The sequence below is a fragment of the Rhodococcus sp. WS3 genome (assembly GCF_003797085.1).
Classification (GTDB): domain Bacteria; phylum Actinomycetota; class Actinomycetes; order Mycobacteriales; family Mycobacteriaceae; genus Rhodococcus_F; species Rhodococcus_F globerula.
The window spans coordinates 54,441-77,232 of the sequence record NZ_RKMA01000001.1 but is presented as its reverse complement, the minus strand read 5'-3'; the positions used below and the strand labels follow the sequence as shown (position 1 = coordinate 77,232).

Below are 22,792 nucleotides of genomic sequence, written 5' to 3'. Positions count from 1 at the left end.
GGACGCCGTCGGCGTTAGCCGTTCGATCAGGCAGGCGGTAACCACGTCCTCGTTGCCGTGACCAACGCGGAAACTCCGATGGTCAGTGTCGGTTCGATCACGGGCGCGTAGTGCGGAGAGTGGTTCGACGGCACAGTCCGTAGGGCAGGGTCGGTCATGTCGCCAGTCGTGAACAGGGACGGGTCGGTACCGCCGAGCAGCCAGTACGACAGCTGTGCGCCCGAACTCGTCGCGAGGATACCGACATCCTCGCTACCGGCGCCGGCCCCCGGATCGAGAATATTGTCCTCGCCCAACCATGCGGCAAACGCGTCGAGGGTTTTGCCCAGAGCAGCCGGATCATTCACGACGATGGGGAAGCGTTCGATCTCGGTGATCGTGGGATCTTCCGGCGCGCCGGCCGTTGCGGCTTCACCTCGGACGATGCGGTCAACGCTGCTCAGAATGCGCTCCCGGACGGCAGAGTCGTAGCTGCGGATGTTCAACTGCAGTTCGGCTTCGCCGGGTATGACATTGGCTGCGTCGCCGGCGTGGATCGACCCGACCGTGAGCACTGCGATCGCCGTGCTCGGTACCTCGCGGGAGACGATTGTCTGCAGGCGCAGAACGGTTTCCGCTGCCATCACCACGGGGTCGACGGAGTTCTCCGGCATGGATCCGTGTGCGCCTTTGCCGACGAGTCGCACGCGCAGCGAGTCGGAACCTGCATACGAGGGGCCTGCGTGGCCGGCGATCTTTCCGGCAGGCAACGGAGCTACGTGTTGCCCGAGAACAACGTCGGGCTTGGGGACCTTGTCGAACAATCCGTCGTCGACCATGGCTTGGGAGCCGGCGCCGAGTTCTTCGGCGGGTTGGAAGACGAGTAGTAGGGTGCCAGACCAACTGGCCGTGTCCGTGGAGAGGATCTGGGCGGCCCCCAACAGGCATGTCGTGTGGAGGTCGTGGCCGCATGCATGAGCCACCGGAACGGTTTTCCCGTTCTGATCGGTCGCGGTGACGGTGCTGGCGTAATCCAGTCCGGTGTCTTCCTTGACCGGAAGTGCGTCCATGTCGGCACGCAGGAGTGCCGTTGGTCCTGGGCCGTTCTTCAGGACACCGACTACTCCTGTTTTTCCGATGCCCGTGGTGACGTCGAAACCGAGTGAGGTCAGGCGCGTGGCAACTATTTCGGCGGTGCGATGCTCTTGGAAGCCGAGTTCCGGGTGACTGTGGAGGTCCTTGTACAGGTCGGCCAGCGTCGGATCTACGGTGATGTTCTCGTGCGCAGCGTGTGGCATGAGAGTCCTCTCGATCGAGAAAAGCAGACTAATCGGACGATTTTCACGCTAACAGTGTTCAGGCACTCGGGCGCCGAACGTTACCCGAATGAGTTGATGGACTTCAGCACCGCAAAGTGGGGAGTGCCGGCTACTCAGGCCGGCGCGTAGAAGACATCGACAACAATTTGACCGGGCGATCCCATTCCGGTTGCCTGGAACTCGGGGCGCCCTGCGGCAGTGCCGACAAAAGACTGAACGATCTCACCGCTCACCAGTGCGGTCTCGACGCTCGAAATGGTTCCGCCAGACGTTTCGATCGGTGGAAATTGTTGTAGCGCAGTAGCTCCCATGATATCGATCTGAAGGATCGATGAGCCGTTCACGTCGACCACGTGATTGTCGCCGCCGCGAATCGCTTCGCTGACATACTCGACTTTCCATGTCACAGTGCCGGTTCCACTGAGGTGATACGTCACCCGCGAACGGTCGTCAAGGTGCTCGATGGCAACGGCGGTGACCTCGGCGATGGGCAGCGGTGCGTTTGTTTCAGTTCCAGGAACGACGAGACCGGGTGGCATATTTGGTGGCGGGCTGCCGATTCTCATTGTTCCAGTCTGCGCAACTGAACCTTCGACGGTTGAATATGTCGGCCGCGAATGGGAGTCGGAACCTGGTTGCGGAGATTCGGATTGGCTTTGGCAACCAGTAAGTGTCGCGGCGGACAAGAGTGCTCCGCAGCACGCAACGAGATATCGGTGCCGCATGGGGGAAACTTATCGGCTCCGTGGATGACGCGTACGCGGATTGCGAATTTCGGTGGCGTTGGTGCCCGAGACGTTGGTGCCGGATGTTGGTAATGGATGTCCGTCAGGTGAGACCGACCCGGGGTACGAATCTGCCGACAGTGCGGCTGTAGGTGCGGTAGGTGTCGCCGTGGCGGTCGCGGAGGTAGGGCTCTTCGACGACCCGCACTTGCAGTTCTATGGTGGCGAGCAGCAGCGCGAAGCCGATAAGCGCGAGTGGGTTCGGTGTGAGGAGCATGATGCCGGCACCGAAGACGAGCATGGCGGTGAAGATGGGATTGCGGACGAGGCCGAAGACCCCGGTGCGGACGAGATCGGTTGTCTCGGTGGGATCGACGCCGATGCGCCAGGATTCACCCATCTGGTTCTGTGCGTAGAGCGTGCCGACGATTCCGGCCAGCGCGAGCACGATCCCCATGGTCTGGACAGCGGGAGTGGTGAGTACGCCGATCGGGTGCAGCACTGCGGCTAGTTGCAGTGCGGGTGCAACGACGCCAAGGGCTATCGCGACGACGAATCCGGTGCCGGCGATCCATTCCAGCGAGCCGGGTCGTCCGTTGACGCCGCGGAATCCGGTGGAGCCGGTCCGTTGGTACTGCAGCGCGCTGCGCCAACCGAAACCGAGGACCCCGAACAGGGCGTAGAACACGAGCGCGGTCACAGCCATTGCAGACCTTTCCCCATTTGCGGTGTGTGGTCAGTCGCAGCAGTCGCAGTCGCGGCCTGCTGCTGCCTTCATGGTTGTTGTCGGCGTGGGGCAGCAGGTATCGCCTTTCCAGGCGTTGAGGCCTTCTTTGACTGCGAGAACGGCGATCACGAGGCCGGCGACAGGGTCGGCCCACGACCAGCCGAACAGGCTGTTGAGAAGTAGCCCCACAAGCAGGACCGCAGACAGGTAGGTGCAGAGCAGGGTCTGCTTGGAGTCGGCGACCGCGGAGAGTGACCCGAGCTCACGGCCGGCGCGGCGCTGCGCGTAGGACAGCACCGGCATGATCGCGAGACTGGCTGCAGCCAAACCGATCCCGATCGGGGAGTGCTGCGCTTCGCCGAATCCTGTCAGGGCCCGGACGGCGTCGGCGGTTACGTAGGTGGCGAGAGCGAAGAAGGAGAACGCGATGATCCGTAGCGCGACCTTCTCCCGCGCTTCGGGGTTGCGGCCGGCGAACTGCCAGGCAACCGCGGCGGCGGAGGACACCTCGATCAAAGAGTCCAGTCCGAACCCGATGAGCGCGGTCGACGACACGCGCGTTCCCTCGGTGAGAGCTATTGCCGCCTCGATCACGTTGTAGGTGATCGTCGCCGCGACAAACCACCGAATCCGCCGCGACAGCAATGCCTTTCGGTGGGGCGTCAGTACCGCTGAGGTCCGGGGCGGCATGCCTAGCGGGGTCTCCATCAGCAGCACTCCTCGGTCTCGGAAGCTGGACAACAGTCCGGGTCGACGGCCAGGACCAAGCCCACGAGGTCGTCGAGCGCTCTGCCGATGCGTGGGTCGGCTAGCTCGTAGCGGCTGCGTCTGCCCTCCGGGACGGCGACGACAAGGCCACATCCGCGCAAACAAGCCAAGTGGTTGGACAGAATCTGGCGCGACACCCCGATCTTTTCCGCCATCTCGGACGGGTAACCCGGAGTAGTGCGCAGGCTCAACAAGATCTGGGTGCGCGTCGAATCCGATAGGGCGTAACCGAACCTCGACAGGGCATCGGCGTGGATTGCGGTCTTCACCCTTTCAATAGTACAGATGTTTCTGTATTCAGAAAAGGCTGTATCTGTATGGTTTCAGTAATCGAGGGCAGAGGTGTGCTTGCGAATTTCGTCTTGCCATGGCGAGTGGGCGGCCGAGGTTGACTGACACCTGGCGAGTTCCGTATGAGCTACGTCATAGCGCGGCAACGTTGGCGATCAAGTCAGATGCGAAAGTCACAGTTATTCAAGGGATTGCTGGGCATAAGAGCGCAATGCTGAGATTTGACCGATGCGGACGACTGTTTCCCGATGAACTTGATGCATCGGCTGCTCGACATGATGAAGATCGGATCAAGGCTTTAGCGGACTGAATCGAATTTCTCGATGTATTGCGAACTGAGGTCCTAGAACCCCGCTGGGAGATAAGTCTGCGAGATAAGACTGAAATTCGCGCTAGCCCGCACCTTTCGGTGCCCTCGGTGAGACTCGAACTCACACTGGACGGGTTTTGAATCCGTTTCCTCTGCCAATTGGGATACGAGGGCTTGTTGCGATGACTACATTAGAAGATGCGATTCGAATGTCAAACACCGGTACCCTCTAAATGTTCGCGCCTCGTGTCGGGGCGGTTCGATCGAGGAGGGTGGTGGCCATGAATTCGCTAGAGCTGCAAGGCAATCAGAGCAAATCACGTCGAGTTGTTGTTGCCGAGGACGAAGCGTTGATCCGGATGGATCTGGTCGAGATGCTCCGCGAAGAGGGCTACGACGTTGTCGGCGAGGCCGGCGACGGTCAGGTTGCGGTCGAACTTGCGGAGGAACTCAAGCCCGATCTTGTGATCATGGACGTGAAAATGCCCAGGCGCGACGGTATTGATGCCGCTTCGGAGATTGCGGCGAAGCGAATTGCTCCTGTGGTCATTCTCACAGCGTTCAGTCAGCGTGAATTGGTGGAGCGAGCGCGGGACGCGGGCGCCATGGCATATCTGGTCAAACCTTTTTCGATTTCCGATCTTGTGCCGGCCGTTGAATTGGCCGTCAGCAGGTTTCGCGAGGTTACTGCGCTGGAACGGGAAGTCGCGGATCTGTCCGACCGCTTGGAGGCGCGCAAGCTGATCGAGCGGGCGAAGAGTGTGTTGATGGTGCGCCAGGCACTCACCGAACCAGAGGCGTTCAAATGGATCCAGCGCGCTGCCATGGACCGCCGCTCCACGATGAAGGCCGTCGCCCTGGTCGTGATCGAGACCTTGGGCGGTGAACCTGACGCCTGAGCCCGGTGCGCTCGGTGGTGCCGATTAAACCGCGCATTCGGCACGGTTGTGTAAATTGTCGAGGCCATCAGGTAACAGTCAGGTCACAGGGCTTTCTTGTCGGATCGCGATACGGTTTCGAGGTCTAGCGTCTTTTCCCACAGCGAGCGTCGTTTCGGTTGACGCGAGCACCGGCTGATCTAAGGAGCGTGGGATGGCTAGACGAACACTTGTGCGCACTGCCGCAGTTCTCGGCGTTGCAGCATTGGCATTGGCAGGCTGTAGCTCGGACGACTCCGACAGTTCGTCATCGGGCACCACCACGTCCGGCTCAGCAGCGGCAACAACCGTCTCGACGGATTGCACGCCGCAACAGGCCACCGCAGGCACTACACCGTCCACCGACCCTCTGCGCATCGGAACCTTGTTGCCGGACACGGGAAGTCTGTCCTTCCTGGGCCCGCCGATGGTTGCCGGTACGCAACTCGGCGTCAACGACGTCAACGCAGCGGGAGGTGTACTCGGACAGCCAGTCCAGTTGATCCCCGGCGATTCCGGCGATACGACCACGGACACGGCCAACACCACGGTTGACCGCGAATTGGCGGCAGGCACCCAGGTGATTGTCGGTGCGGCGTCGTCGTCCGTGTCATTGAAGGTGATCGACAAGATCGCAAGTGCGGGCGTCGTCATGTTCTCCCCGGCCAATACCTCCGACCAGTTTGTCTGCTACCCCGACAAGGGGATGTACTTCCGCACCGCTCCTACGGACGTACTGCAGGCTCAAGCAGTCGCACAGCTCATTTCAGACGACGGTGGACAGCGCGTAGCCATCCTGGCTATGAACGACCCCTACGGCACGGGTCTCGCCGACAACATCCAGAAGAATCTGATCGACTCCGGCGTTCCGTCGGATCAGGTCGAGAAGATCATCTACGACCCCAACGCGCAGTCGTTCAACTCCGAGGTCGATCAGATCAAGAACTTCAATCCGGACGCCGTGGCGTTGGTGGGCTTCGAGGAATCAGCGAAGATCATCACCCGCATGCACGAGGTGGGCATCGGACCGTCCGACGGAATGGCGCTGTACGGCGTCGACGGCAACATGGGTAACGCACTCGGTGAAGCCGTTGCGACGCCGCTGCTCGACACCATGCAGGGCACTACGCCGCTGACGGATGTGGGAGCCGCGTTCCAGGATCGGCTGAAGGCTGTCAACAGCGCTTTGATCGACTTCAACTACGCGGGTGAGTCTTACGACGCCGTGGTGATCTCGGCCCTCGCGGCGGAACAGGCAAAGTCGACGGCAGGCGTCGATATCGCCGCCAACATCAACAGCGTCACCGAGGGCGGCACCAAGTGCACGTCGTACGCGGAGTGCCTACCGCTCGTGAAGGCGGGAACCGACATCGACTACGACGGCATCACCGGTGAACTCGACTTCAACGACTCGGGCGAGCCGTCCATCGGTTCGTACGGCAAGTTGGTGTTCGGACCTACGAACACACTGACCACCGAAGGGTTTGTGGTCGTCGGTAAATAGCAGATCAACACACGAAGGTGGGCCAGGGTCTCGAAGACCCTGGCCCACCTTTTCAGTCGTGGTTACTTCTCTTTGCTGCCCGCCAGCGTTCCGAGGTACAACTCGATCACCTTGGGGTCGTTCATGAGGTTGGCTCCCGTATCGGTGTACGCGTTCTTGCCCTGATCCAGCACGTACCCCCGATCGCAGATCTGCAGGCACCGGCGCGCATTCTGCTCGACCATGATCACCGAAACACCGGCTGCATTGATCTTCTTGCAGCGGATGAACACTTCGTCCTGGAACATCGGTGACAAGCCGGCAGACGGTTCGTCGAGGAGCAACACCGACGGATCCATCATCAGGGCCCGGCCCATCGCGACCATCTGACGTTCTCCGCCGGAGAGCGCGCCTGCCTTGACCTTTCGGCGTTCGCTCAGAAGTGGGAACAGGTCACTGACAAAAGCGAACCGCTCCGCGAAGGACTTGGGACGCAGATAGATTCCCATTTCGAGGTTCTCTTCGATAGTCAAGGACTGGAAGACGTTCTGAGTCTGGGGAACGTATCCGACTCCCTTCTGGACGAGTACGTGTGCGGGAGCGGACGTGATGTTGTCCTCCCGGAGAGTTACCGAGCCTTCGCGGACGGGGATGAGCCCGAACAGCGATTTGAGCAGCGTCGACTTGCCGGCGCCGTTCGGCCCGATGATGCCGACGATTTCGCCTTCCTTCAGGAAGAAGTTGCATTCACGCAGGATGTTGACGCCGGGAATGTAACCGGCCACCACGCTGTCCGCGCGAAGCAGCGCACCCGCCGACAGGCGTGCGTGTTCCTCGGGAGTTGCGGCAAATTCAGCGGGGGTGAGTGACCGTGCTTCGTTCTCGCTCATGGCTTCTCGTGCCTTCCGCGCGATTCCTCCGGACTGGATTCGAGCACCTCGACAACCTCGACCGGTAGGTTCCCCAGATCCGGCTCCGACAGATCACCGCCGGCTTCGAGCGTCTCGACTTCGGCCTCGGCCAGAGCGGCCGCGAGAACGGCGGTGTCGCCCACAGGGTTGCCCTCGTCGTCGAATTCGAGGGCCTGATCGTGATGACTTCCCAGATAGGCGTCGACGACTGCTGTGTTGGACGACAATTCGTCCGGCGTCGACTCGGCGATGACGCTGCCCTGAGCCATGACGACCACCCAATCGCTGATGTCACGAATCACGTCCATGTCGTGTTCGACGAAGACGACCGTCATACCGTCGTCGCGTAGCGATTTGATGTGCCCGAGCAGGCTCTGTGTCAGTGCGGGATTGACGCCTGCCATGGGCTCGTCGAGCATCACGACGGATGGTTCCGTCATCAGTGCCCGTGCCATTTCGAGGAGTTTGCGTTGCCCGCCCGACAGTGAACCGGCAAGGTCGTCGGCTTTGGTGTCGAGCTTGAATCGTCCGAGAAGTTCGCGGGCGCGCTCGGTGATCTCGCGTTCCTGTGCCTTCCAGGTCCAGGGCAGCAGCGACGTGAAGATTCGTTCGCCGCGTTGCCCGGTGGCTCCGAGCCGAACATTGTCGAGCACCGTCAGTTTCGACAGCGCCTTGGTCAGTTGGAACGTGCGGACCACGCCTTTACGCGCCACCTGATGGGGATACATGCGTCCCAAGGACTGACCGTCCATCGACCATGTTCCGGTGTCCGGTCGATCGAAGCCGGTGAGAAGGTTGAACAGCGTGGTTTTCCCGGCGCCGTTAGGACCGATCAGCCCGGTGATACATCCGCGTTGGATTTCGAGATGGTCGACGTCGACGGCCTTGAGGCCACCGAACGTCCGCGACACCTTGTCGGCCACCAACACCGGGTCGGGTTTGGCCGATCCCGGAACGTGGGGGACGTCGGCAAAGATCTGTGCTCGTGTCTCGGCGTCAAGCATTGAGTTGCACCTCCCGCTTGTTACCCAGTATTCCCTGCGGCCGGAACACCATCAGGAGAGCGATCATCAAACCCAGTAGTACGTAGCGCGTCGCGCCGACCTGCTGTTCCGTCAAAGACAGGAGCGGGTTCTCGCCCGAGATCGCCTGACGGAGCAACGCGTCGGGGATGGCGAGGAGGAACCAGAACAGCATCGCTCCCACGACGGGGCCGAATACCGTTGCGGCACCGCCCAGAATCAATGCTCCGAACGCGAAGAAGGTCTGAGCCGTCGAGTAGAAATCGGGGTTTATGGATTTGGTCTGTAGAGCGTTGAAGACTCCGGCCATACCGCCGATCACGCCACCGATGACCAACGCCTGCATCTTGTACACGAAGACGTTCTTTCCCAGCGACCGTGCCGCGTCCTCGTCCTCGCGGACTGCTTTGAGGACACGGCCCCATGGACTGTGGCTGAGCAGGTAGACGATCCCGCAGAGGATCAGCACGAGGGTCCATCCCACGACCATCGACCACAGGTCGTCGCCGTAGAACTTCACGCCGAGGAACGAGTACTGCTTTGCGGAGTCGAACGGGCTCAGTGAGGTGAAGGGTTCGGCAAAGCTGAAGAGTCCGTTGGTTGATCCGGTGACGGAGTCCGATGCCGTTGACCGGAAGATCAGTCGCAGGATTTCCGCAGCGGCAATGGTGACGATCGCGAGATAGTCCGCGCGAAGGCGAAGAGTCGGTATGCCGAGGACCAACGCGAGAAGGCCGGCGGCGGTCAGTCCGACGATGATTCCCAGCCATAGAGGTTGGTCGTACGTCACCGTCATGATGCCGACGCCGTAACCGCCGAGCAGGGCAAAGCCGATCTGGCCGAAGTTCAGCAGTCCGGCATACCCGAAGTGCAGGTTGAGGCCGATGGCCAACAACGCGTAGAAGATCGCCGACGGCCCGATGAACTGGGCGAAGGAGACCTGGAGTGCTCCTATGATGTCCATATCCACTCACCCGATCCGTTGTCTGGATCCGAGGATGCCCTGGGGGCGAACCACGAGGATCACGATCAAGACGAGAAGCCCGCCGATGTATTTGAGGTCGGGGTTGATGATCAGCGTCGAAAGCTGAACCAGCAGACCGACTATGACGCACCCGAGAAGCGCGCCGTAGGCGGTGCCGAGTCCGCCGAGAGTGATACCGGCGAACATCAGGAGCAGGAGTTTGAAGCCCATTTCCCACTGGACACGGCCGCCGAGTTCGGAGATGCCGAACAAGACGCCGCCGAGGGCGGCCAATCCGCCGCCCAGTCCCCAGACGAACATGATCACGCGTTCGACGTTGATGCCGGACGACGCGGCGAGATCGCGGTTGTCGGAGACGGCGCGCATCGCCTTGCCGATGCGCGTCTTCTGCAGAAGTAGTGCCACGCCGACCAACACGATCAGGCTGACCACCATGACAGCGGCATTGGCGTCGGTCAGTGCGATCGGTCCCCAGTTCTTCTCGACTTGACCTTGGTAGTCGTCGAAGGGTTCGGCGCGGTCGGAGAAGAAGATCAGAATCAGGTAGCGCAAGGCGATGGCAAGACCGATCGAGACCACCAACTGCGCGATCAATCCGGTCTTACGTTTGCGCAAGGGTTTCCACACGATCCCGTTGGTGAGCAAGCCGATGCCGATGCCGACGAGGATGGCGAGCAGCGTCGCCGGTATCAGGGGGATGCCGACCGAGGTGTTGAATGCCCATGCGGCGACGGCGCCCAGCGTCACCATCTCACCGTGTGCAAAGTTGGTCAGTCCGGTGGTTCCGTAGATCAGGCTCAATCCGACACCGGCGATGGCGATCACGAGTCCGAAGCGGAGACCGTCGACGGTTGTTCTGATGAGTTTTTCGCCGAAGCTCACGTTGGATGCTGTGCGCACTTCACCGAACGAGAAGATTACGGTGTTCGCGCGGCCGGCCACCACTTCGCGTTCGACGGTGGCCTGCACGCTCACCCCGTCCGGCAGGGTGTCGGCAACAATTTCGAATGTGTAGACGCCCGGCGCAACCGCCAATTCCCAGCGGCCGTTCTGGGCGGATTCGCCGGCGGCGACTTCGGTGCCGGACGAGTCGAGGGCGCGAACGGTCACGCCTTCGAGTCGTGTTCCACCGTTGTTGAGATTGCCACTGACGGGAACGGCATTGGCCGGCACTGCCGGTGCGGTGGATACGGTCGGAGATTCGGGGGTATCGGTCGGTTCCTGCGCCGACGCGGTTGCGGCGAATGTGAGTACAGCAACTATCACGAGCAGGGCAAAGGCCAGGATTCGGCTCAATGTGGCGAGGGTATGCCGTTTCACTACGGGTGGGGCCACGTACGTCCTCCGAGCGGGTCGGGACAAGGTTGCCGCGCAGTCAGCGAGGTGTCAGCCCGTTGCTGCGATTTCCGGACTCTAACGGCTCTGTTCGCTTCAGACGGGGTTCTGCGATTTCCGGCATGTTTCGGTTCCGTATCGAAGCCGCGCGCAGGGGCGATTGACCTGATTTCGGGCTGGTTCCTGCGTAAAGGACCGTGGGCGGCATGTGTGTCGGTCCGAATCCCTAGACTGATGAACCGTGAGCCCCGCAACCACGACTCGGTCCAGCACGTCCACCGCCGCCACCGGCACATCCGGCAAGGCAGACGATCGTCCTCTTTTGATGCTTCTCGACGGGCATTCTCTGGCATTTCGTGCCTTCTACGCGTTGCCCGCGGAGAACTTCAAGACACAGAGTGGTCAAACCACCAATGCGGTGTACGGCTTCACGTCGATGCTGATCAATCTGCTCCGTGACGAACAGCCCACCCACTTGGCAGCTGCCTTCGACGTCTCCCGTCAGACGTTCCGCGCCGAGTTGTTTCCGGAATACAAGGCGCAACGAGCCAAGGCTCCGGACGAGTTCAAGGGGCAAATCGACATCACCAAGGACGTCCTCGGCGCCATGGGGATTCCGGTCATGGCCGAGGACGGCTTCGAAGCCGATGACGTCATCGCCACGTTGACGACGCAAGCCGAAGCGCTCGGGTACCGCGTACTCGTTGTCACGGGCGACCGCGACTCGCTTCAATTGGTCACGGAGAACGTGACGGTGCTGTATCCGAAGAAGGGCGTGTCGGAGCTCACCAGGTTCACGCCGGACGCGGTCGAGGAGAAGTACAACCTGTCACCGGCTCAGTACCCCGATTTCGCGGCGCTGCGCGGCGACCCGAGTGACAATCTTCCCGGCATTCCTGGAGTAGGGGAGAAGACCGCTACCAAGTGGATTCGCGAATACGGAGACCTTCAGGGGTTGGTCGACAACGTCGACAAGGTCCGGGGCAAGGTGGGCGATTCGTTGCGGGAGAACCTCGCCAACGTGTTGCTGAACCGTCAGCTCACCGAGATGATCCGCGACGTGCCGCTGCCGTACACACCGGAGCAGTTGGTTCTCGCTCCGTGGGATCGCGAGAAGATCCATGCGTTATTCGACGACCTCGAGTTCAAGGTTCTCCGAGATCGCCTGTTTGCGACCCTGTCATCTTCCGAGCCCGAAGCAGAAGAGGGTTTCGAGGTCAGCGGCGACGCACTTGCGCCGGGTGCGGTGGCGGAGTGGCTGGACGCACACGCGCGTACCGGATCCCGCCACGGCGTCACCGTCCTCGGAACGCGCAGCACGTTCGATGGAGACGTCACAGCGCTTGCCATCGCTGCATCTGACGGCGAGTGTGCCTACATCTCCACCACCTCGGCTACTGCGGAAGACGAAGCAGCGCTGGGTGATTGGCTCGCCGATGTGTCTGCGCCCAAGGCTGTGCACGAGGCCAAGTGGGCAATTCACGCCTTGCGTGGACGCGGGTGGACCTTGGGTGGATTGACCAGCGACACCGCGCTCGCGGCCTATTTGGTGCGTCCGGGTCAGCGTTCCTTCAATCTCGACGACCTCTCGCTCCGTTACCTCAAGCGTGAACTGCGTGCCGAATCGTCGGGGCAGGAACAGCTTTCGCTGCTCGATGACACTGATCAGCTCGACGCCGAAGCGGCGGAAACGGCGATGCTCAGCGCCCAGGCCGTGCTCGACCTTGCACAGGCGCTCGACAATGAACTCGAGTCGATCGAGTCGACGTCACTGCTCTCGGACATGGAGTTGCCGTTGACAATCGAACTCGCTCAGATCGAGGCAACCGGTATCGCGGTCGACACCGCGCATCTGCACGATCTCCAGAGCCGGTTCGCCTCCGAAGTCTCCGACGCCGCCAACTCGGCGTATGCAGTGATCGACAAGCAGATCAATCTCGGCTCCCCGAAGCAGCTGCAAGTTGTGCTGTTCGAGGATCTCGACATGCCCAAGACCAAGAAGACCAAGACCGGGTACACCACAGACGCCGAGGCGTTGCAGGGCCTGTTCGACAAGACGGGGCACCCGTTCCTCGAGCACCTTCTCGCGCACCGCGACGCAACACGCATGAAGGTCACCGTGGACGGGCTGCTCAAGTCGGTCGCCGAGGACGGGCGGATCCACACCACGTTCAACCAGACCGTCGCCGCAACCGGACGCCTTTCTTCCACCGATCCCAACCTGCAGAACATTCCCGTGCGCAACCAAGCGGGACGCGAGATCCGCGACGGTTTTGTGGTCGGCAACGGCTTCGACGTTCTGCTGACCGCCGACTACAGCCAGATCGAAATGCGGATCATGGCCCACGTGTCGGGCGACGAAGGACTCATCGAGGCATTCAACACCGGTGAGGACCTGCACAGCTTTGTCGGTTCGCGCGCATTCGGTGTGCCGATCGAGGAGGTCACCCCGGAATTGCGTCGTCGGGTCAAGGCGATGTCGTACGGACTTGCCTACGGACTCAGTGCATACGGTTTGGCGTCACAACTCAAGATTTCGACCGAAGAGGCAAAGCAGCAGATGGATGCCTACTTCGCGCGATTCGGCGGAGTACGTGACTACCTCCACGCAGTGGTCGAGCAGGCTCGAAAGGACGGCTACACCTCGACGCTCTACGGCCGTCGTCGCTACCTGCCCGATCTCAACAGCGACAACCGTCAGCGTCGCGAGGTCGCCGAGCGCGCCGCGCTCAATGCGCCCATTCAGGGCACGGCAGCCGACATCATCAAGGTCGCGATGATCAACGTCCAGAAGGCACTTGCCGATGCGGGACTCGAGTCGCGGATGCTGTTGCAGGTTCACGACGAGTTGGTACTCGAGGTCGTGGCTTCCGAGCTCGAGCAGGTCACAGCATTGGTCAAGGACAAGATGTCCACCGCTATCGAGCTGTCCGTTCCGCTTGATGTGTCGGTCGGCACCGGCCGCAGTTGGGACAGTGCCGCTCACTGAGGTCTGCAATGAAAAGTGGCGCAGGGCAATCGAATTCGATTGCCCTGCGCCACTTTTTGTTGTGCGAGTTACTCGGCGGAAGCCGACTGCTCTGCGATCTGCTTGCGAACCTCGTCCATGTCGAGCGCCTTGACCTGAGTGATCAGATCCTCGAGCGCGGGGGCGGGCAGAGCGCCGGCCTGGTTGAACACGAGGACACCTTCACGGAAAGCCATGATCGTCGGGATGGAGCGGATGTTCGCCGCTGCGGCGATACCCTGCTCGGCCTCGGTGTCGACCTTCGCATGGACAACGTCGGAGTGCTTGTCCGCGGAAGCCTCGAAAGTGGGAGCGAACTGGCGGCACGGGCCGCACCACGAAGCCCAGAAGTCCACGAGCACGACATCGCTGCCGTTGATGGTTTCGTCGAAGTTTGCCTGGGTGAGGGTCTGGGTGGCCACGAGGGTCCTTTCCATAGTTCGGTGCGCTGTGAAGCAGCAGCTGTTGGTGTGTGCAACGCCGAGGAATCGCCAATTCTTCCCTGCAGCGCCGACCGGATTGCGTACGAGGCCGCGTGGACGGGGCCGAAGTACCCGGTCAGGTACCTACGTGCGCCTATCTGAAGAGCCTTGTTAGTGCATCTACCAGCATAAATGCATATTTTCCTGGGGTTGAACGAACTCGTAGGTCTGAAGATCTGCGCCAAATTTGTGGCACCGGGTGACGCGCGGCACATAAATTACGTGGTTCCGGGCGGAAAACCGAAACAGGTATGCCATGGGCAGTTCAGCGGAAGGCAGGAGCGCGAACCGCCGACAGAGTTGTGGGCATCGCCGCAACCCGATCGGGCTGCGGGACATCCTGAAGGGAAATCCACAAGCTCATGGCTGTACGCACAACCTCTCGAACCAACGCCGCTCTGACCCGCATTCTTCGAAGCGCCATCATTATCGGTGCACTCACCGCAGGAGCCTTTGCCTCGACTACCGCCGGTGCGAGTGCTCAACCGCTGGCGGCTCCGTCTCAGTCGACGCACGTTCAGCAGGTTGCGTTCTACTCGTCAGCCGGATCGCAGGCGGTGAGCGCGGCGGAGTCGAAGGTCGGGGCACCGTACGTGTGGGGCGCGACCGGACCTAGCTCGTTCGACTGCTCCGGATTGGTTCAGTGGGCATACGCGCAGGCCGGAGTGTCCATTCCCCGGACGACCTACGCACAGGAAGCCGGTGGTGTCCCCGTATCTCGAGGAGACCTGCAGCCGGGTGACCTGGTGCTCTACTACGGCGGCGACCACGTTGGCATCTACGCCGGCAACGGCACGGTAGTGCACGCGCCGACGTCCGGACAGTCGGTCACGTACGCGCCGGTCGACTCGATGCCTTTCCACGCCGCACGCCGGTACTGATCTAACGCCCCACAACGTCGCGAGGTGCAGAGAGTGATGGACAGTCGAACTACAGATATTCGATGCCTGACAATTCTGCACTGCGATGGGTGCGGAAGGTTGTCCGCACCACTGACGCAGTCCTGCCCTGAATGTGGCTGTCGGTTTCTCCACTCGGTTCCGTGCTGCGGCACAGGCACCATCGTCTCCTGGCGATATGTGCAAGGAGAGAATTGCGGGTCAGCATCTGCGCGGATTCCGATCATCGCGATTGTCGAGTTGGATGAAGGTCCGTGGTTGTACACGCTGATCGATTCTGTCCGGCACGCGATGCCTGACAAGCAGTCGCGAGTCGCGTTTCGGTGCAAGGAGCCGGGCGATCGGTTTCCCCACTTCAGCCTCACGTGACGTTTCGTGCCTGTTCGACAACCCATCCGGCGATCTGAGCACGCGAGCTGAACCCGAGCTTGGTCAGAATATGTTCGACGTGTCCCTGAGCAGTGCGAATCGAAATCACCAGTTTCGCGGCGATCGCTTTGTTCGTCAGCCCTTGGGCAACGAGGTCGGCGACTTCCGACTCGCGTTTGGTCAGGCTCGGTCCGATTTGGTTCGACGGAACAGTGACCGGTGGATTCTCGTCGAGCGCCAACGCCGTGGCCTCCGAGATCTTCAGCTTCGCGCCCTTCTTGAACTCGGTGTCGAATTTTCGAGCACCGAGCTGGAGTTTTGACACTCGTGCGCACTCCTCGTGATTGGCAGTCATGCCGAGGACACGGATCGCCGGAGTATCGATCTCGTCCAATAACGTCTGCACTGCGCCCATCAGCGCAGCGGCATGTCCGTAGCGCTTCGCGTCTGCCGCGATCCATGCCAGCACTTCCATGCACCATGCCGAACCGAACGGATCGTCCACGAGCCGAGCCAGCGTCAGCCCCTTCTTCAGCTGCGATTTCGCTCGCGCTTGGTTACCGTCGGACCACAATGCGAGCCCGAGATTCCAGCACGAACGTCCCCGGTACACGATCTCGCCCAGCGGTTCGGTGATCGAGAGCGACTCCTCGTAGCACGCGATGGCCCGGCTGGTGTCGCCAATTTGGTGGTAGGCCAGGCCGAGATGGTTCAGTGCCCAGACATGTCTTAGCAGGTTGTCCTCGGGGCGGAACACTTCGAATGCATGTGAGATGTCCGTGACTGCCTGCTTCGGATTACCGCTGAAGAGGGCAAGAACACCGCAGGCGTACGACGCGAGCGCATCCGCGTCCGGACTTCCCAGTGACTCCGCGCTCGCGCGCGCTTCCTCGGCAAGAGCGGCGCCCGCCTCGGTGTCGCCTTGGATGGATGCAAGCCGACAGTCAGCGTAGAGCGCTTCCAATCGGGCGACCGTCGGTGTCTCGGAGTCGCACGCGAGGATTCGGTCGAACCAGTGTCGAGCTTCGCTGAACAGCCCTCGGGAGAACCAGAACGGAAAAATTGCCACGGCCATCCGAAGCCCAGCCTCCGTATGGTCTACGCCTGATTCCGAGATGCACAGCTCCATGGCCTCGTGCAGATTCGGCTGTTCCCGTCCCAACCGATCGATCCAGTCCAGTTGATTGGGTCCGATCCACTCGGCTGCTGCCCGTAATGCCAACTGCTCGAACCACTCTCGATGTCGACGATGTAATTGTCCGGCTTCGCCGGATTCTTTCAATTTCTCCGCGCCGTACTCTCGCAGGGTCTCGAGGAATCGATACCGAACCACGGACGTCGGCTCCTCTCGAATGAGGATCGACTTGTCGATCAGCGATACAAGCACGTCCAGCACATCGGCCGATGTCAACTCGTCAGCGCAGATTCCCTCCACAGCATCCAACTCGAAGCCGCCGGTGAACACGGACAGCCGGGCCCACAGCTTCTGTTCGAGCGGGGTGCATAGGTCGTAACTCCAGTCCATGCACAACTGAAGGGTTTGCTGGCGCGTCGGAGCCGTGCGGTTGCCTCCGGTCAGAAGCCGGTACCTGTCAGTGAGATGCTCGAGAATCTGAGTGGTGGACATCGAACGCAATCGGGCCGCCGCCAACTCGATGGGAAGTGGAAGCCCGTCGAGTTGATGGCAGATCTGCGTCACCGAGGCCCTGTTGTCCTCGGTGATCGCGAAGGTCGGAAGCACAGCGCATGCACGTTCGATGAACAACGTCACCGCGTCGTATCCCGACAAACCCTGCAGGGAGGGTGTTTGATCGTGATCCGGGACGGTCAGTGGTGACAGTCGGAGCACGCTCTCCCCGCCGATGCCGAGTGGTTCGCGGCTCGTGGCCAGGATTCGCAGCTCCGGGCAGGTCTGCAATAACGCTTGTGCCAGTGCAGCAATGGCATCGAGCATCTGCTCACAATTGTCGAGCACCAACAACGTTCGATGTGGACGCAGGTGCTCGACCAACGTCTGCTGTACCGGTCGGGCGGAGAGGTTCCGTAGCCCGAGGGAGGCGGTCACTGTTTCGGCCACCAGGGGCTCGTCTCGGATCTCGCCCAGCTCGACCAACCAGACTCCGTCGGGAAATGCTTGCCGGCAACTTCTCGCAACTTGCAGCGCAAGTCTGGTTTTACCGACACCGCCGACCCCGGCCAGTGTCACCAGCCTGTTGGCGGCCAGCGCCTTCTTCGTTTCGGTCAACTCGCGGCGACGCCCGACGAAACTGGTCAGATCGAGCGGTAGGTTCCCCATGTCGTCTCGGCCACGCGTCGAGGCGTTTCCGGACACGGGGCCGGTTCCAAGTGGTGGCGAAAAGGTGGTGCGAGGCTTCGAGCTGTTCGAATTCGGGTCACCGAGTTCGGGATTCAATGCCATCTCGTCCAATGACCATCCGCGACGGCGTTGAGTTTGCCTGAGTTCCTCGCCGAATTCTGCGGCAGATGTGGGTCTGTCACCGGGATACACGGCCATCGCGTGTTCGAGGACTACACGTAACTCGTGGGGGAGGTCGGGTTCGGTGGCGACGTCCGGAACCTGTCTGCCGGAAATGGCTGCGAGCAAGGTCGCGCCGAGGCTGTAAATGTCAGCAGCGGCATCCGACTGATCTCCGCGCAGGATCTCCGGAGCCGTGAACGCCGGCGAACCGGTGACGATGCCCTTGGCGGTTTCGAAGGCGTCGACCACGTGTACCCGCGGCCGGTCGTTGCGATAGCCGTTCACGTGAGCAATGCCGAAATCGGCAAGTTCAGGTTCGCCGTAGTCGCTCAGAAGCACGTTGGCCGGCTTCACGTCCCGATGGAGGATCCCCGCGCGGTGCGCAGTTTCCAACGCGCCCGCGACCTTGATTCCCAGGCGACATGCCGCCTCGCATTCGAACCGGCCATGGGCGTGGATCCACGCTGCCATCGAACCTTGAAGGTGGTACGGCATCACAATGTACGGCCGACCGCTGCTGGTCGCGCCCACCGACAGGACATTGAGAATATTCGGGTGCCCGGTCAATCGGCCCATCGCACGCTGTTCACGAAGGAATCGGGCGAGATTCTCGCTGTCGAATTCGCCGGTCAACACCTTGACGGCCACGACGCGGTCCAGAGCGGGCTGGGAACAACGGAATACCACACCGAATCCGCCGCGGCCGATCTCGCGGGCATCTGCGAATCCGGCCACCGTCAGTTCCGCGGTGACCAGGTCAGCCCGTGTCGGTCGGTCGTGCTGTGTTACTTCGCCGAGCTGCGTCGGCGGTGGATGATTCTCGATCATCAGTTACTTCGATCCGGTGCACTTGCTTTCGGTGTGTAAACGTCACCGAGAAAGCCTCGAGCGGACCGCAGCGCGGTCGCTTGAACATGCACACGTCACTTCTCGGCGAGTATCTACAGGGTAACTCTGCTCGCGGATTGTGGGGAAAATCACGCCTACGGGGATTCGGGCTGTGTGACAGCCCGGAATGTTCGCCGGTAAGCCTGTGGTGTCGTGCACCGCAATCGGAGAAAGTGCTGGCGAAGGACCGCGCCACCGCCGAAACCCACCCGTTCGGCTATGACGTCGACAGGTAGATCACTGTTTTCGAGTAATTGCTGCGCCGCGAGGACGCGTTGATCGCTGAGCCAGCGAGCCGGGGTTGCGCCTGTTTCAGATTGGAAACGGCGGGCGAAGGTTCGAGGCGACATGTTGGCGCGCGCAGCCACCCGCGTCACCGTGAGGTTCTCGGCAAGGTGTGCCGTCATCCAGTCGAGTAACGGACTCAGCGTTGTATCGGGAACTGTGGCAAGGGGACTGGCGACGTACTGAGCTTGTCCGCCATCGCGGTGTGGCGGAACAACCATGCGTCTGGCGATCCCGTTCGCGACGCGACTGCCCTGTTCTTTCCGGACGATATGCAGACACAGGTCGATGCCCGCAGCTGTTCCGGCACTCGTGAAAACAGGATCCTCGTCGACGTACAACACGTCTGGATCGACCTTGGCGTCCGGATAGGCGTCGGCCAATCGCTTGGCGTGGCGCCAATGGGTGGTGCACCGCTTTCCGTCGAGTAAGCCTGCCGCTCCCAATATGAAGGCGCCGGTACACAGACTTGCCACCTTCGCGCCGCGGCTCACCGCGTCCTGGAGTTTGAGTAGGAGCGGATCGGCGCTCGAATCGGGGCGCGGGGCGCACATGTAGTCGTCGTCTGCGGCGTAGGTCCCGCCGGCCGACACGATGATCAGATCCGCGTCGTCGAGAGCGTCCAGGTTGTACGGAACGTCGATGCCGTATCCGAACCGGGTTCGGATCGGTCCTGGAACTGCCGCGACCAACGAGAAATCGTACGTCGGCAAGTTTTCGTCCGAGCGATCGAATCCGAACACCTCGCAGGCCACCCCGAGTTCGAAAGCCTCCGTCATCGGCATCAGTGGGACCACCACTTTTTCGAGCATGTGTCGAGTCTGACAGAAAAATGACGTCGTGGCAGAAAATCGTTCAAGTATGGCATTTCTGCCACTATTGCTGCATGTACTACTGCGTCAAGCTTTGTACATGGCAATCATCATCGTCAGTCTGATCGTCCTCGTCACCCTCAACGTCCTGGCTCTGACCGGGCGCACTCCCGACACTCGCCGCGACGTGAGCCCCCACGGCGAATTCACCTTGTGAGGGCGAGCCTGCTATTCCAGTACGTCGCCGCGTCGATGGTGTGGGGCGCAAGCTTCCTCTTCGTGAAGATCGGCCTCGAAGGATTGTCCTTCACTCAAGTTGTCCTGTGGCGCTTGGTTTTCGGTGCACTGGCGTTGGTGATCGTTTCGGCGATCAATCGGATCGGATTGCCGCAGGATCGTCGAATCTGGAAGCACATGTCCTTTCTGGCGGCGATGCAATGTGTAGCTCCGTGGCTGTTGTTCAGTTGGGCCGAGCAGAGCATGTCGTCGGGGCTCGCCAGCATCTACAACGCCACGACACCGCTCATGACGATGGCGGCGTCCCTCGCATTCCTGCCCGGGGAGAGCTTGACCAGATTCAAAGCCACAGGCCTCATGCTCGGGTTCTTCGGTGTTCTGATTGTGCTGTCCCCGTGGAACATCGGAGTTGGTGGAAGCGTCAGCGCGCAGATCGCCTGTCTTGGAGCTACCGCGTCGTATGGCGTCTCGTTTGTCTACCTCCGTCGCTTCGTCCTTCCGCTCGGTGTTGATACCCGCACCATCGCGTTGCTGCAGATCAGCATCGGGGCATTGTTCATGGTGCTCGCGTCGCCGGTCATCGCCAACACACCGATGCACCTGACACCGGCAATCATCGGGTCGATGATCGTTCTCGGCGCATTCGGAACAGGATTGGCATTTATCTGGAACACCAACGTCGTGCAGGGGTGGGGTCCGACAGCGGCCTCGACTGTCACCTATCTCAGCCCAGTCGTCGGCGTTGCGCTCGGCGCGATAGTGCTCGGCGAGAGCATCGGCTGGAATCAACCACTCGGAGCGTTGATCGTGATCGCGGGAATCCTGGTCACCAGGCGGGCAACTCGATCGCTCACGCCGGCGGTGTCAGTGACCACTCCAATTTCTGTTCGCCGTCCCACCGTCTGATCGGACCGCAATCGCCGGCGATCACGTCCTTGCTCAGTAGGGAGATCGCGCCGCCCAGTTGATCCGGCTCGATCCGCCGAGCCAACGTCACATGTGGCGTCCACGTACCCGGTTCGATGTGCCCGGGAATGCCACTGGACCCGGCTGCGGCGTCGAAGACATCACGGTGAAGTCGCAGGAGAGCTCTCGACGGGATGACAGAACGTGCCAATACGAACTGCCTGCCGCCGAACACGATGTAACCACCCAATCTGATTTCGAAGGGTGGTAGCGAGAACCGTCTGGTCAGGACCTCGTCGACCTCAGGCGGAATCGCGCGCGCGACAAACAACGTGATGTGCGGTCGATTGCTCTCGCGCACCATTTTTCCCTGACTCGGTAGACCTGCGTCAGCGAGCGCAGACCACTGACCGCGTATCGCCGACTCACTCGACTCGCCGAGTAACAACTCCACCGACTGGACCATGATGGGTAATGATTGCCCGATGACAGGTACGAGTGCAATCGGATCATCGGGCCTGCGGCTGGGACTCATGCGCGGCGACGGAATCGGTCAGGACATAGTCCCGGCCACTCGGGAGATCGTGGACGGCGCAATGTCCTCGGTTCACGCCCAACCCGTGGAGTGGGTGGAACTGCCGCTCGGCTTCGAAGCCATCGACAGTCACGGGACACCGATTCCCGACGAGACACTCACCGCACTCGAGCAGCTACCCGGATGGATCCTCGGACCACATGACAGCGCGTCGTACCCGAGCGAGTTTCGTGGACAGCTGACGCCCGGCGGTGTGATCCGAAAGAAGTTCGAACTCTTTGCGAACATCCGTCCGGCCGCTGTTCTGAGCGGAGTGAAGGCGACTGTTCCGGACATGGACTTGGTGATCGTCCGCGAGAACACCGAGGGGCTGTACGCAGACCGCAACATGGCTGTCGGTAGCGGTGAATTCATGCCGACGCCGGACCTCGCACTGGCCGTTGGCGTTTTCACGCGCGCAGCGTGCGAGCGAATAGCCCGAACGGCGTTCGCTCTGGCGACGCGTCGACGCAATCACGTCACCATCGTCCACAAAGCGAATGTCCTCACCCTCACCACCGGGCTTTTCCGCGATGCCTGCCGCACTGTGGCCGCCGATTTCCCTCATGTCGTTGTCGACGATGAACATGTCGATGCCATGGCCGCACTTCTGGTTCGGCGAGGTGGAGATTTCGATGTCGTAGTCACCGAGAACATGTTCGGCGACATCCTGTCAGACCTGGCAGGAGAGTTGGCCGGCTCGCTCGGGACAGCGCCGTCGATCAATGTCTCGGACACTCGAGTCATGGCGCAGGCTGCGCACGGAGCGGCGCCGGACATAGCGGGCAAGAACCGAGCTAACCCCACAGCCATGTTTCTCTCGAGTGCGATGATGCTGGACTGGCTGGCAGATGTCCGTCGCGAACCTGTGTTGTCGGCTGCGGCGCGTCGAATCAGAAATGCGGTGAACGCCACTATTTCCTCGGGAATCGCGACCGCTGACCTTGGCGGCCTTGCGTCCACCAGCGAATTCGCCGAAGTGGTGTACGCGCATACACTTCGTCGCTGATTCTTGTATCGCACGGGTGGGGAAGGAGTTCGGAATCGTTAGTCGAGGAAGTCCTGCCGTACCCTACCGTTCT

Annotated in this window: 19 protein-coding genes and 1 tRNA gene; 6 read left to right on the top strand and 14 right to left on the bottom strand. The window is 61.2% G+C overall.

Going from position 1 to position 22,792, the window contains the following annotated elements; all coding sequences use genetic code 11:
* Nucleotides 1-26: 26 nt before the first annotated feature.
* The 6 genes from EEB13_RS00350 to EEB13_RS00325 form a co-directional block, all read right to left on the bottom strand.
* Nucleotides 27-1,277 carry an amidohydrolase gene (locus EEB13_RS00350; protein ID WP_141484379.1) on the bottom strand — a complete coding sequence of 417 codons (1,251 nt, stop codon included), beginning with the start codon at nt 1,275-1,277 and terminating at the stop codon, nt 27-29.
* Between the two features lie 134 nt (nt 1,278-1,411).
* Nucleotides 1,412-1,864, bottom strand: coding sequence for a hypothetical protein (locus EEB13_RS00345; protein ID WP_141484378.1), 453 nt, complete (start codon nt 1,862-1,864; stop codon nt 1,412-1,414).
* Between the two features lie 262 nt (nt 1,865-2,126).
* The gene (locus EEB13_RS00340) at nt 2,127-2,729 is read right to left on the bottom strand and encodes a methyltransferase family protein (RefSeq protein ID WP_141484377.1); all 603 of its coding nucleotides are present in this window, start codon (nt 2,727-2,729) and stop codon (nt 2,127-2,129) included.
* 30 nt (nt 2,730-2,759) lie between these two features.
* Nucleotides 2,760-3,458 (bottom strand): cation transporter, encoded by a 699-nt coding sequence (locus EEB13_RS00335; RefSeq protein ID WP_141484376.1) that lies wholly within the window; start codon nt 3,456-3,458, stop codon nt 2,760-2,762.
* Nucleotides 3,458-3,787 carry an ArsR/SmtB family transcription factor gene (locus tag EEB13_RS00330; protein ID WP_141484375.1) on the bottom strand — a complete coding sequence of 110 codons (330 nt, stop codon included), beginning with the start codon at nt 3,785-3,787 and terminating at the stop codon, nt 3,458-3,460. The genes EEB13_RS00335 and EEB13_RS00330 overlap by 1 nt, the downstream gene beginning before the upstream one ends.
* 432 nt (nt 3,788-4,219) lie before the next feature.
* Nucleotides 4,220-4,293 (bottom strand) — tRNA-Leu (locus EEB13_RS00325).
* Between the two features lie 107 nt (nt 4,294-4,400).
* Here EEB13_RS00325 and EEB13_RS00320 point away from each other — a divergent pair.
* Complete coding sequence (locus tag EEB13_RS00320) at nt 4,401-5,018, top strand: ANTAR domain-containing response regulator (protein WP_033230841.1); 618 nt, start codon at nt 4,401-4,403, stop codon at nt 5,016-5,018.
* A gap of 193 nt (nt 5,019-5,211) precedes the next feature.
* On the top strand, nt 5,212-6,540 hold the full coding sequence (locus EEB13_RS00315) for an ABC transporter substrate-binding protein (RefSeq protein WP_033230840.1): 1,329 nt from the start codon (nt 5,212-5,214) through the stop codon (nt 6,538-6,540).
* 62 nt (nt 6,541-6,602) lie between these two features.
* Here EEB13_RS00315 and EEB13_RS00310 read toward each other — a convergent pair whose 3' ends face one another.
* From EEB13_RS00310 to EEB13_RS00295, 4 genes are read right to left on the bottom strand one after another with little or no spacing between them, the layout of a single operon-like run.
* Nucleotides 6,603-7,409 carry an ABC transporter ATP-binding protein gene (locus EEB13_RS00310; protein WP_033230839.1) on the bottom strand — a complete coding sequence of 269 codons (807 nt, stop codon included), beginning with the start codon at nt 7,407-7,409 and terminating at the stop codon, nt 6,603-6,605.
* Nucleotides 7,406-8,434 (bottom strand): ABC transporter ATP-binding protein, encoded by a 1,029-nt coding sequence (locus EEB13_RS00305; RefSeq protein ID WP_033230838.1) that lies wholly within the window; start codon nt 8,432-8,434, stop codon nt 7,406-7,408. Before EEB13_RS00305 ends, EEB13_RS00310 begins: the two co-directional genes overlap by 4 nt.
* Nucleotides 8,427-9,416 (bottom strand): branched-chain amino acid ABC transporter permease, encoded by a 990-nt coding sequence (locus tag EEB13_RS00300; RefSeq protein ID WP_092800315.1) that lies wholly within the window; start codon nt 9,414-9,416, stop codon nt 8,427-8,429. The genes EEB13_RS00305 and EEB13_RS00300 overlap by 8 nt, the downstream gene beginning before the upstream one ends.
* A 6-nt stretch (nt 9,417-9,422) precedes the next feature.
* Nucleotides 9,423-10,733 carry a branched-chain amino acid ABC transporter permease gene (locus tag EEB13_RS00295; RefSeq protein ID WP_394855613.1) on the bottom strand — a complete coding sequence of 437 codons (1,311 nt, stop codon included), beginning with the start codon at nt 10,731-10,733 and terminating at the stop codon, nt 9,423-9,425.
* 280 nt (nt 10,734-11,013) lie between these two features.
* Here EEB13_RS00295 and polA point away from each other — a divergent pair, with 280 nt between their 5' ends.
* Complete coding sequence (gene polA, locus EEB13_RS00290) at nt 11,014-13,761, top strand: DNA polymerase I (protein WP_141484374.1); 2,748 nt, start codon at nt 11,014-11,016, stop codon at nt 13,759-13,761.
* A 68-nt stretch (nt 13,762-13,829) separates the two neighbouring features.
* On the opposite strand, the gene trxA is transcribed toward polA, so the two are convergent.
* Nucleotides 13,830-14,201: a thioredoxin gene (gene trxA, locus EEB13_RS00285; protein ID WP_033230835.1), complete on the bottom strand. Its 372-nt coding sequence runs from the start codon at nt 14,199-14,201 to the stop codon at nt 13,830-13,832.
* Between the two features lie 422 nt (nt 14,202-14,623).
* Here trxA and EEB13_RS00280 point away from each other — a divergent pair, with 422 nt between their 5' ends.
* Nucleotides 14,624-15,142: a C40 family peptidase gene (locus tag EEB13_RS00280; RefSeq protein WP_051730183.1), complete on the top strand. Its 519-nt coding sequence runs from the start codon at nt 14,624-14,626 to the stop codon at nt 15,140-15,142.
* 379 nt (nt 15,143-15,521) lie between these two features.
* Here the strand turns inward: EEB13_RS00280 and EEB13_RS00275 are convergent, their stop codons facing one another.
* Both EEB13_RS00275 and EEB13_RS00270 read right to left on the bottom strand, forming a co-directional pair.
* Nucleotides 15,522-18,836: a protein kinase domain-containing protein gene (locus EEB13_RS00275; protein ID WP_141484373.1), complete on the bottom strand. Its 3,315-nt coding sequence runs from the start codon at nt 18,834-18,836 to the stop codon at nt 15,522-15,524.
* 155 nt (nt 18,837-18,991) lie between these two features.
* On the bottom strand, nt 18,992-19,993 hold the full coding sequence (locus EEB13_RS00270) for a helix-turn-helix domain-containing protein (protein ID WP_045070043.1): 1,002 nt from the start codon (nt 19,991-19,993) through the stop codon (nt 18,992-18,994).
* Between the two features lie 213 nt (nt 19,994-20,206).
* Here EEB13_RS00270 and EEB13_RS00265 point away from each other — a divergent pair, with 213 nt between their 5' ends.
* Nucleotides 20,207-21,136, top strand: a complete 930-nt coding sequence (locus tag EEB13_RS00265; RefSeq protein ID WP_141484372.1) for a DMT family transporter — start codon at nt 20,207-20,209, stop codon at nt 21,134-21,136.
* Here EEB13_RS00265 and EEB13_RS00260 read toward each other — a convergent pair.
* Nucleotides 21,081-21,602: a 2'-5' RNA ligase family protein gene (locus tag EEB13_RS00260; RefSeq protein ID WP_033230829.1), complete on the bottom strand. Its 522-nt coding sequence runs from the start codon at nt 21,600-21,602 to the stop codon at nt 21,081-21,083. The genes EEB13_RS00265 and EEB13_RS00260 overlap by 56 nt on opposite strands.
* 19 nt (nt 21,603-21,621) lie before the next feature.
* On the opposite strand from EEB13_RS00260, the gene EEB13_RS00255 reads away from it, so the two are divergent.
* Complete coding sequence (locus EEB13_RS00255; RefSeq protein ID WP_045071032.1) at nt 21,622-22,719, top strand: isocitrate/isopropylmalate dehydrogenase family protein; 1,098 nt, start codon at nt 21,622-21,624, stop codon at nt 22,717-22,719.
* Nucleotides 22,720-22,792 lie beyond the last annotated feature (73 nt).

Excerpts from the sequence above, each read along its gene's own strand:
- EEB13_RS00350 (WP_141484379.1), bottom strand. The coding sequence starts at position 1,277 with ATGCCACACGCTGCGCACGAGAACATCACCGTAGATCCGACGCTGGCC.
- EEB13_RS00345 (WP_141484378.1), bottom strand. The coding sequence starts at position 1,864 with ATGAGAATCGGCAGCCCGCCACCAAATATGCCACCCGGTCTCGTCGTT.
- EEB13_RS00340 (WP_141484377.1), bottom strand. The coding sequence starts at position 2,729 with ATGGCTGTGACCGCGCTCGTGTTCTACGCCCTGTTCGGGGTCCTCGGT.
- EEB13_RS00335 (WP_141484376.1), bottom strand. The coding sequence starts at position 3,458 with ATGGAGACCCCGCTAGGCATGCCGCCCCGGACCTCAGCGGTACTGACG.
- EEB13_RS00320 (WP_033230841.1), top strand. The coding sequence starts at position 4,401 with ATGAATTCGCTAGAGCTGCAAGGCAATCAGAGCAAATCACGTCGAGTT.
- EEB13_RS00315 (WP_033230840.1), top strand. The coding sequence starts at position 5,212 with ATGGCTAGACGAACACTTGTGCGCACTGCCGCAGTTCTCGGCGTTGCA.
- EEB13_RS00310 (WP_033230839.1), bottom strand. The coding sequence starts at position 7,409 with ATGAGCGAGAACGAAGCACGGTCACTCACCCCCGCTGAATTTGCCGCA.
- EEB13_RS00305 (WP_033230838.1), bottom strand. The coding sequence starts at position 8,434 with ATGCTTGACGCCGAGACACGAGCACAGATCTTTGCCGACGTCCCCCAC.
- EEB13_RS00300 (WP_092800315.1), bottom strand. The coding sequence starts at position 9,416 with ATGGACATCATAGGAGCACTCCAGGTCTCCTTCGCCCAGTTCATCGGG.
- EEB13_RS00280 (WP_051730183.1), top strand. The coding sequence starts at position 14,624 with ATGGCTGTACGCACAACCTCTCGAACCAACGCCGCTCTGACCCGCATT.
- EEB13_RS00275 (WP_141484373.1), bottom strand. The coding sequence starts at position 18,836 with ATGATCGAGAATCATCCACCGCCGACGCAGCTCGGCGAAGTAACACAG.
- EEB13_RS00270 (WP_045070043.1), bottom strand. The coding sequence starts at position 19,993 with ATGCTCGAAAAAGTGGTGGTCCCACTGATGCCGATGACGGAGGCTTTC.
- EEB13_RS00260 (WP_033230829.1), bottom strand. The coding sequence starts at position 21,602 with ATGGTCCAGTCGGTGGAGTTGTTACTCGGCGAGTCGAGTGAGTCGGCG.
- EEB13_RS00255 (WP_045071032.1), top strand. The coding sequence starts at position 21,622 with ATGACAGGTACGAGTGCAATCGGATCATCGGGCCTGCGGCTGGGACTC.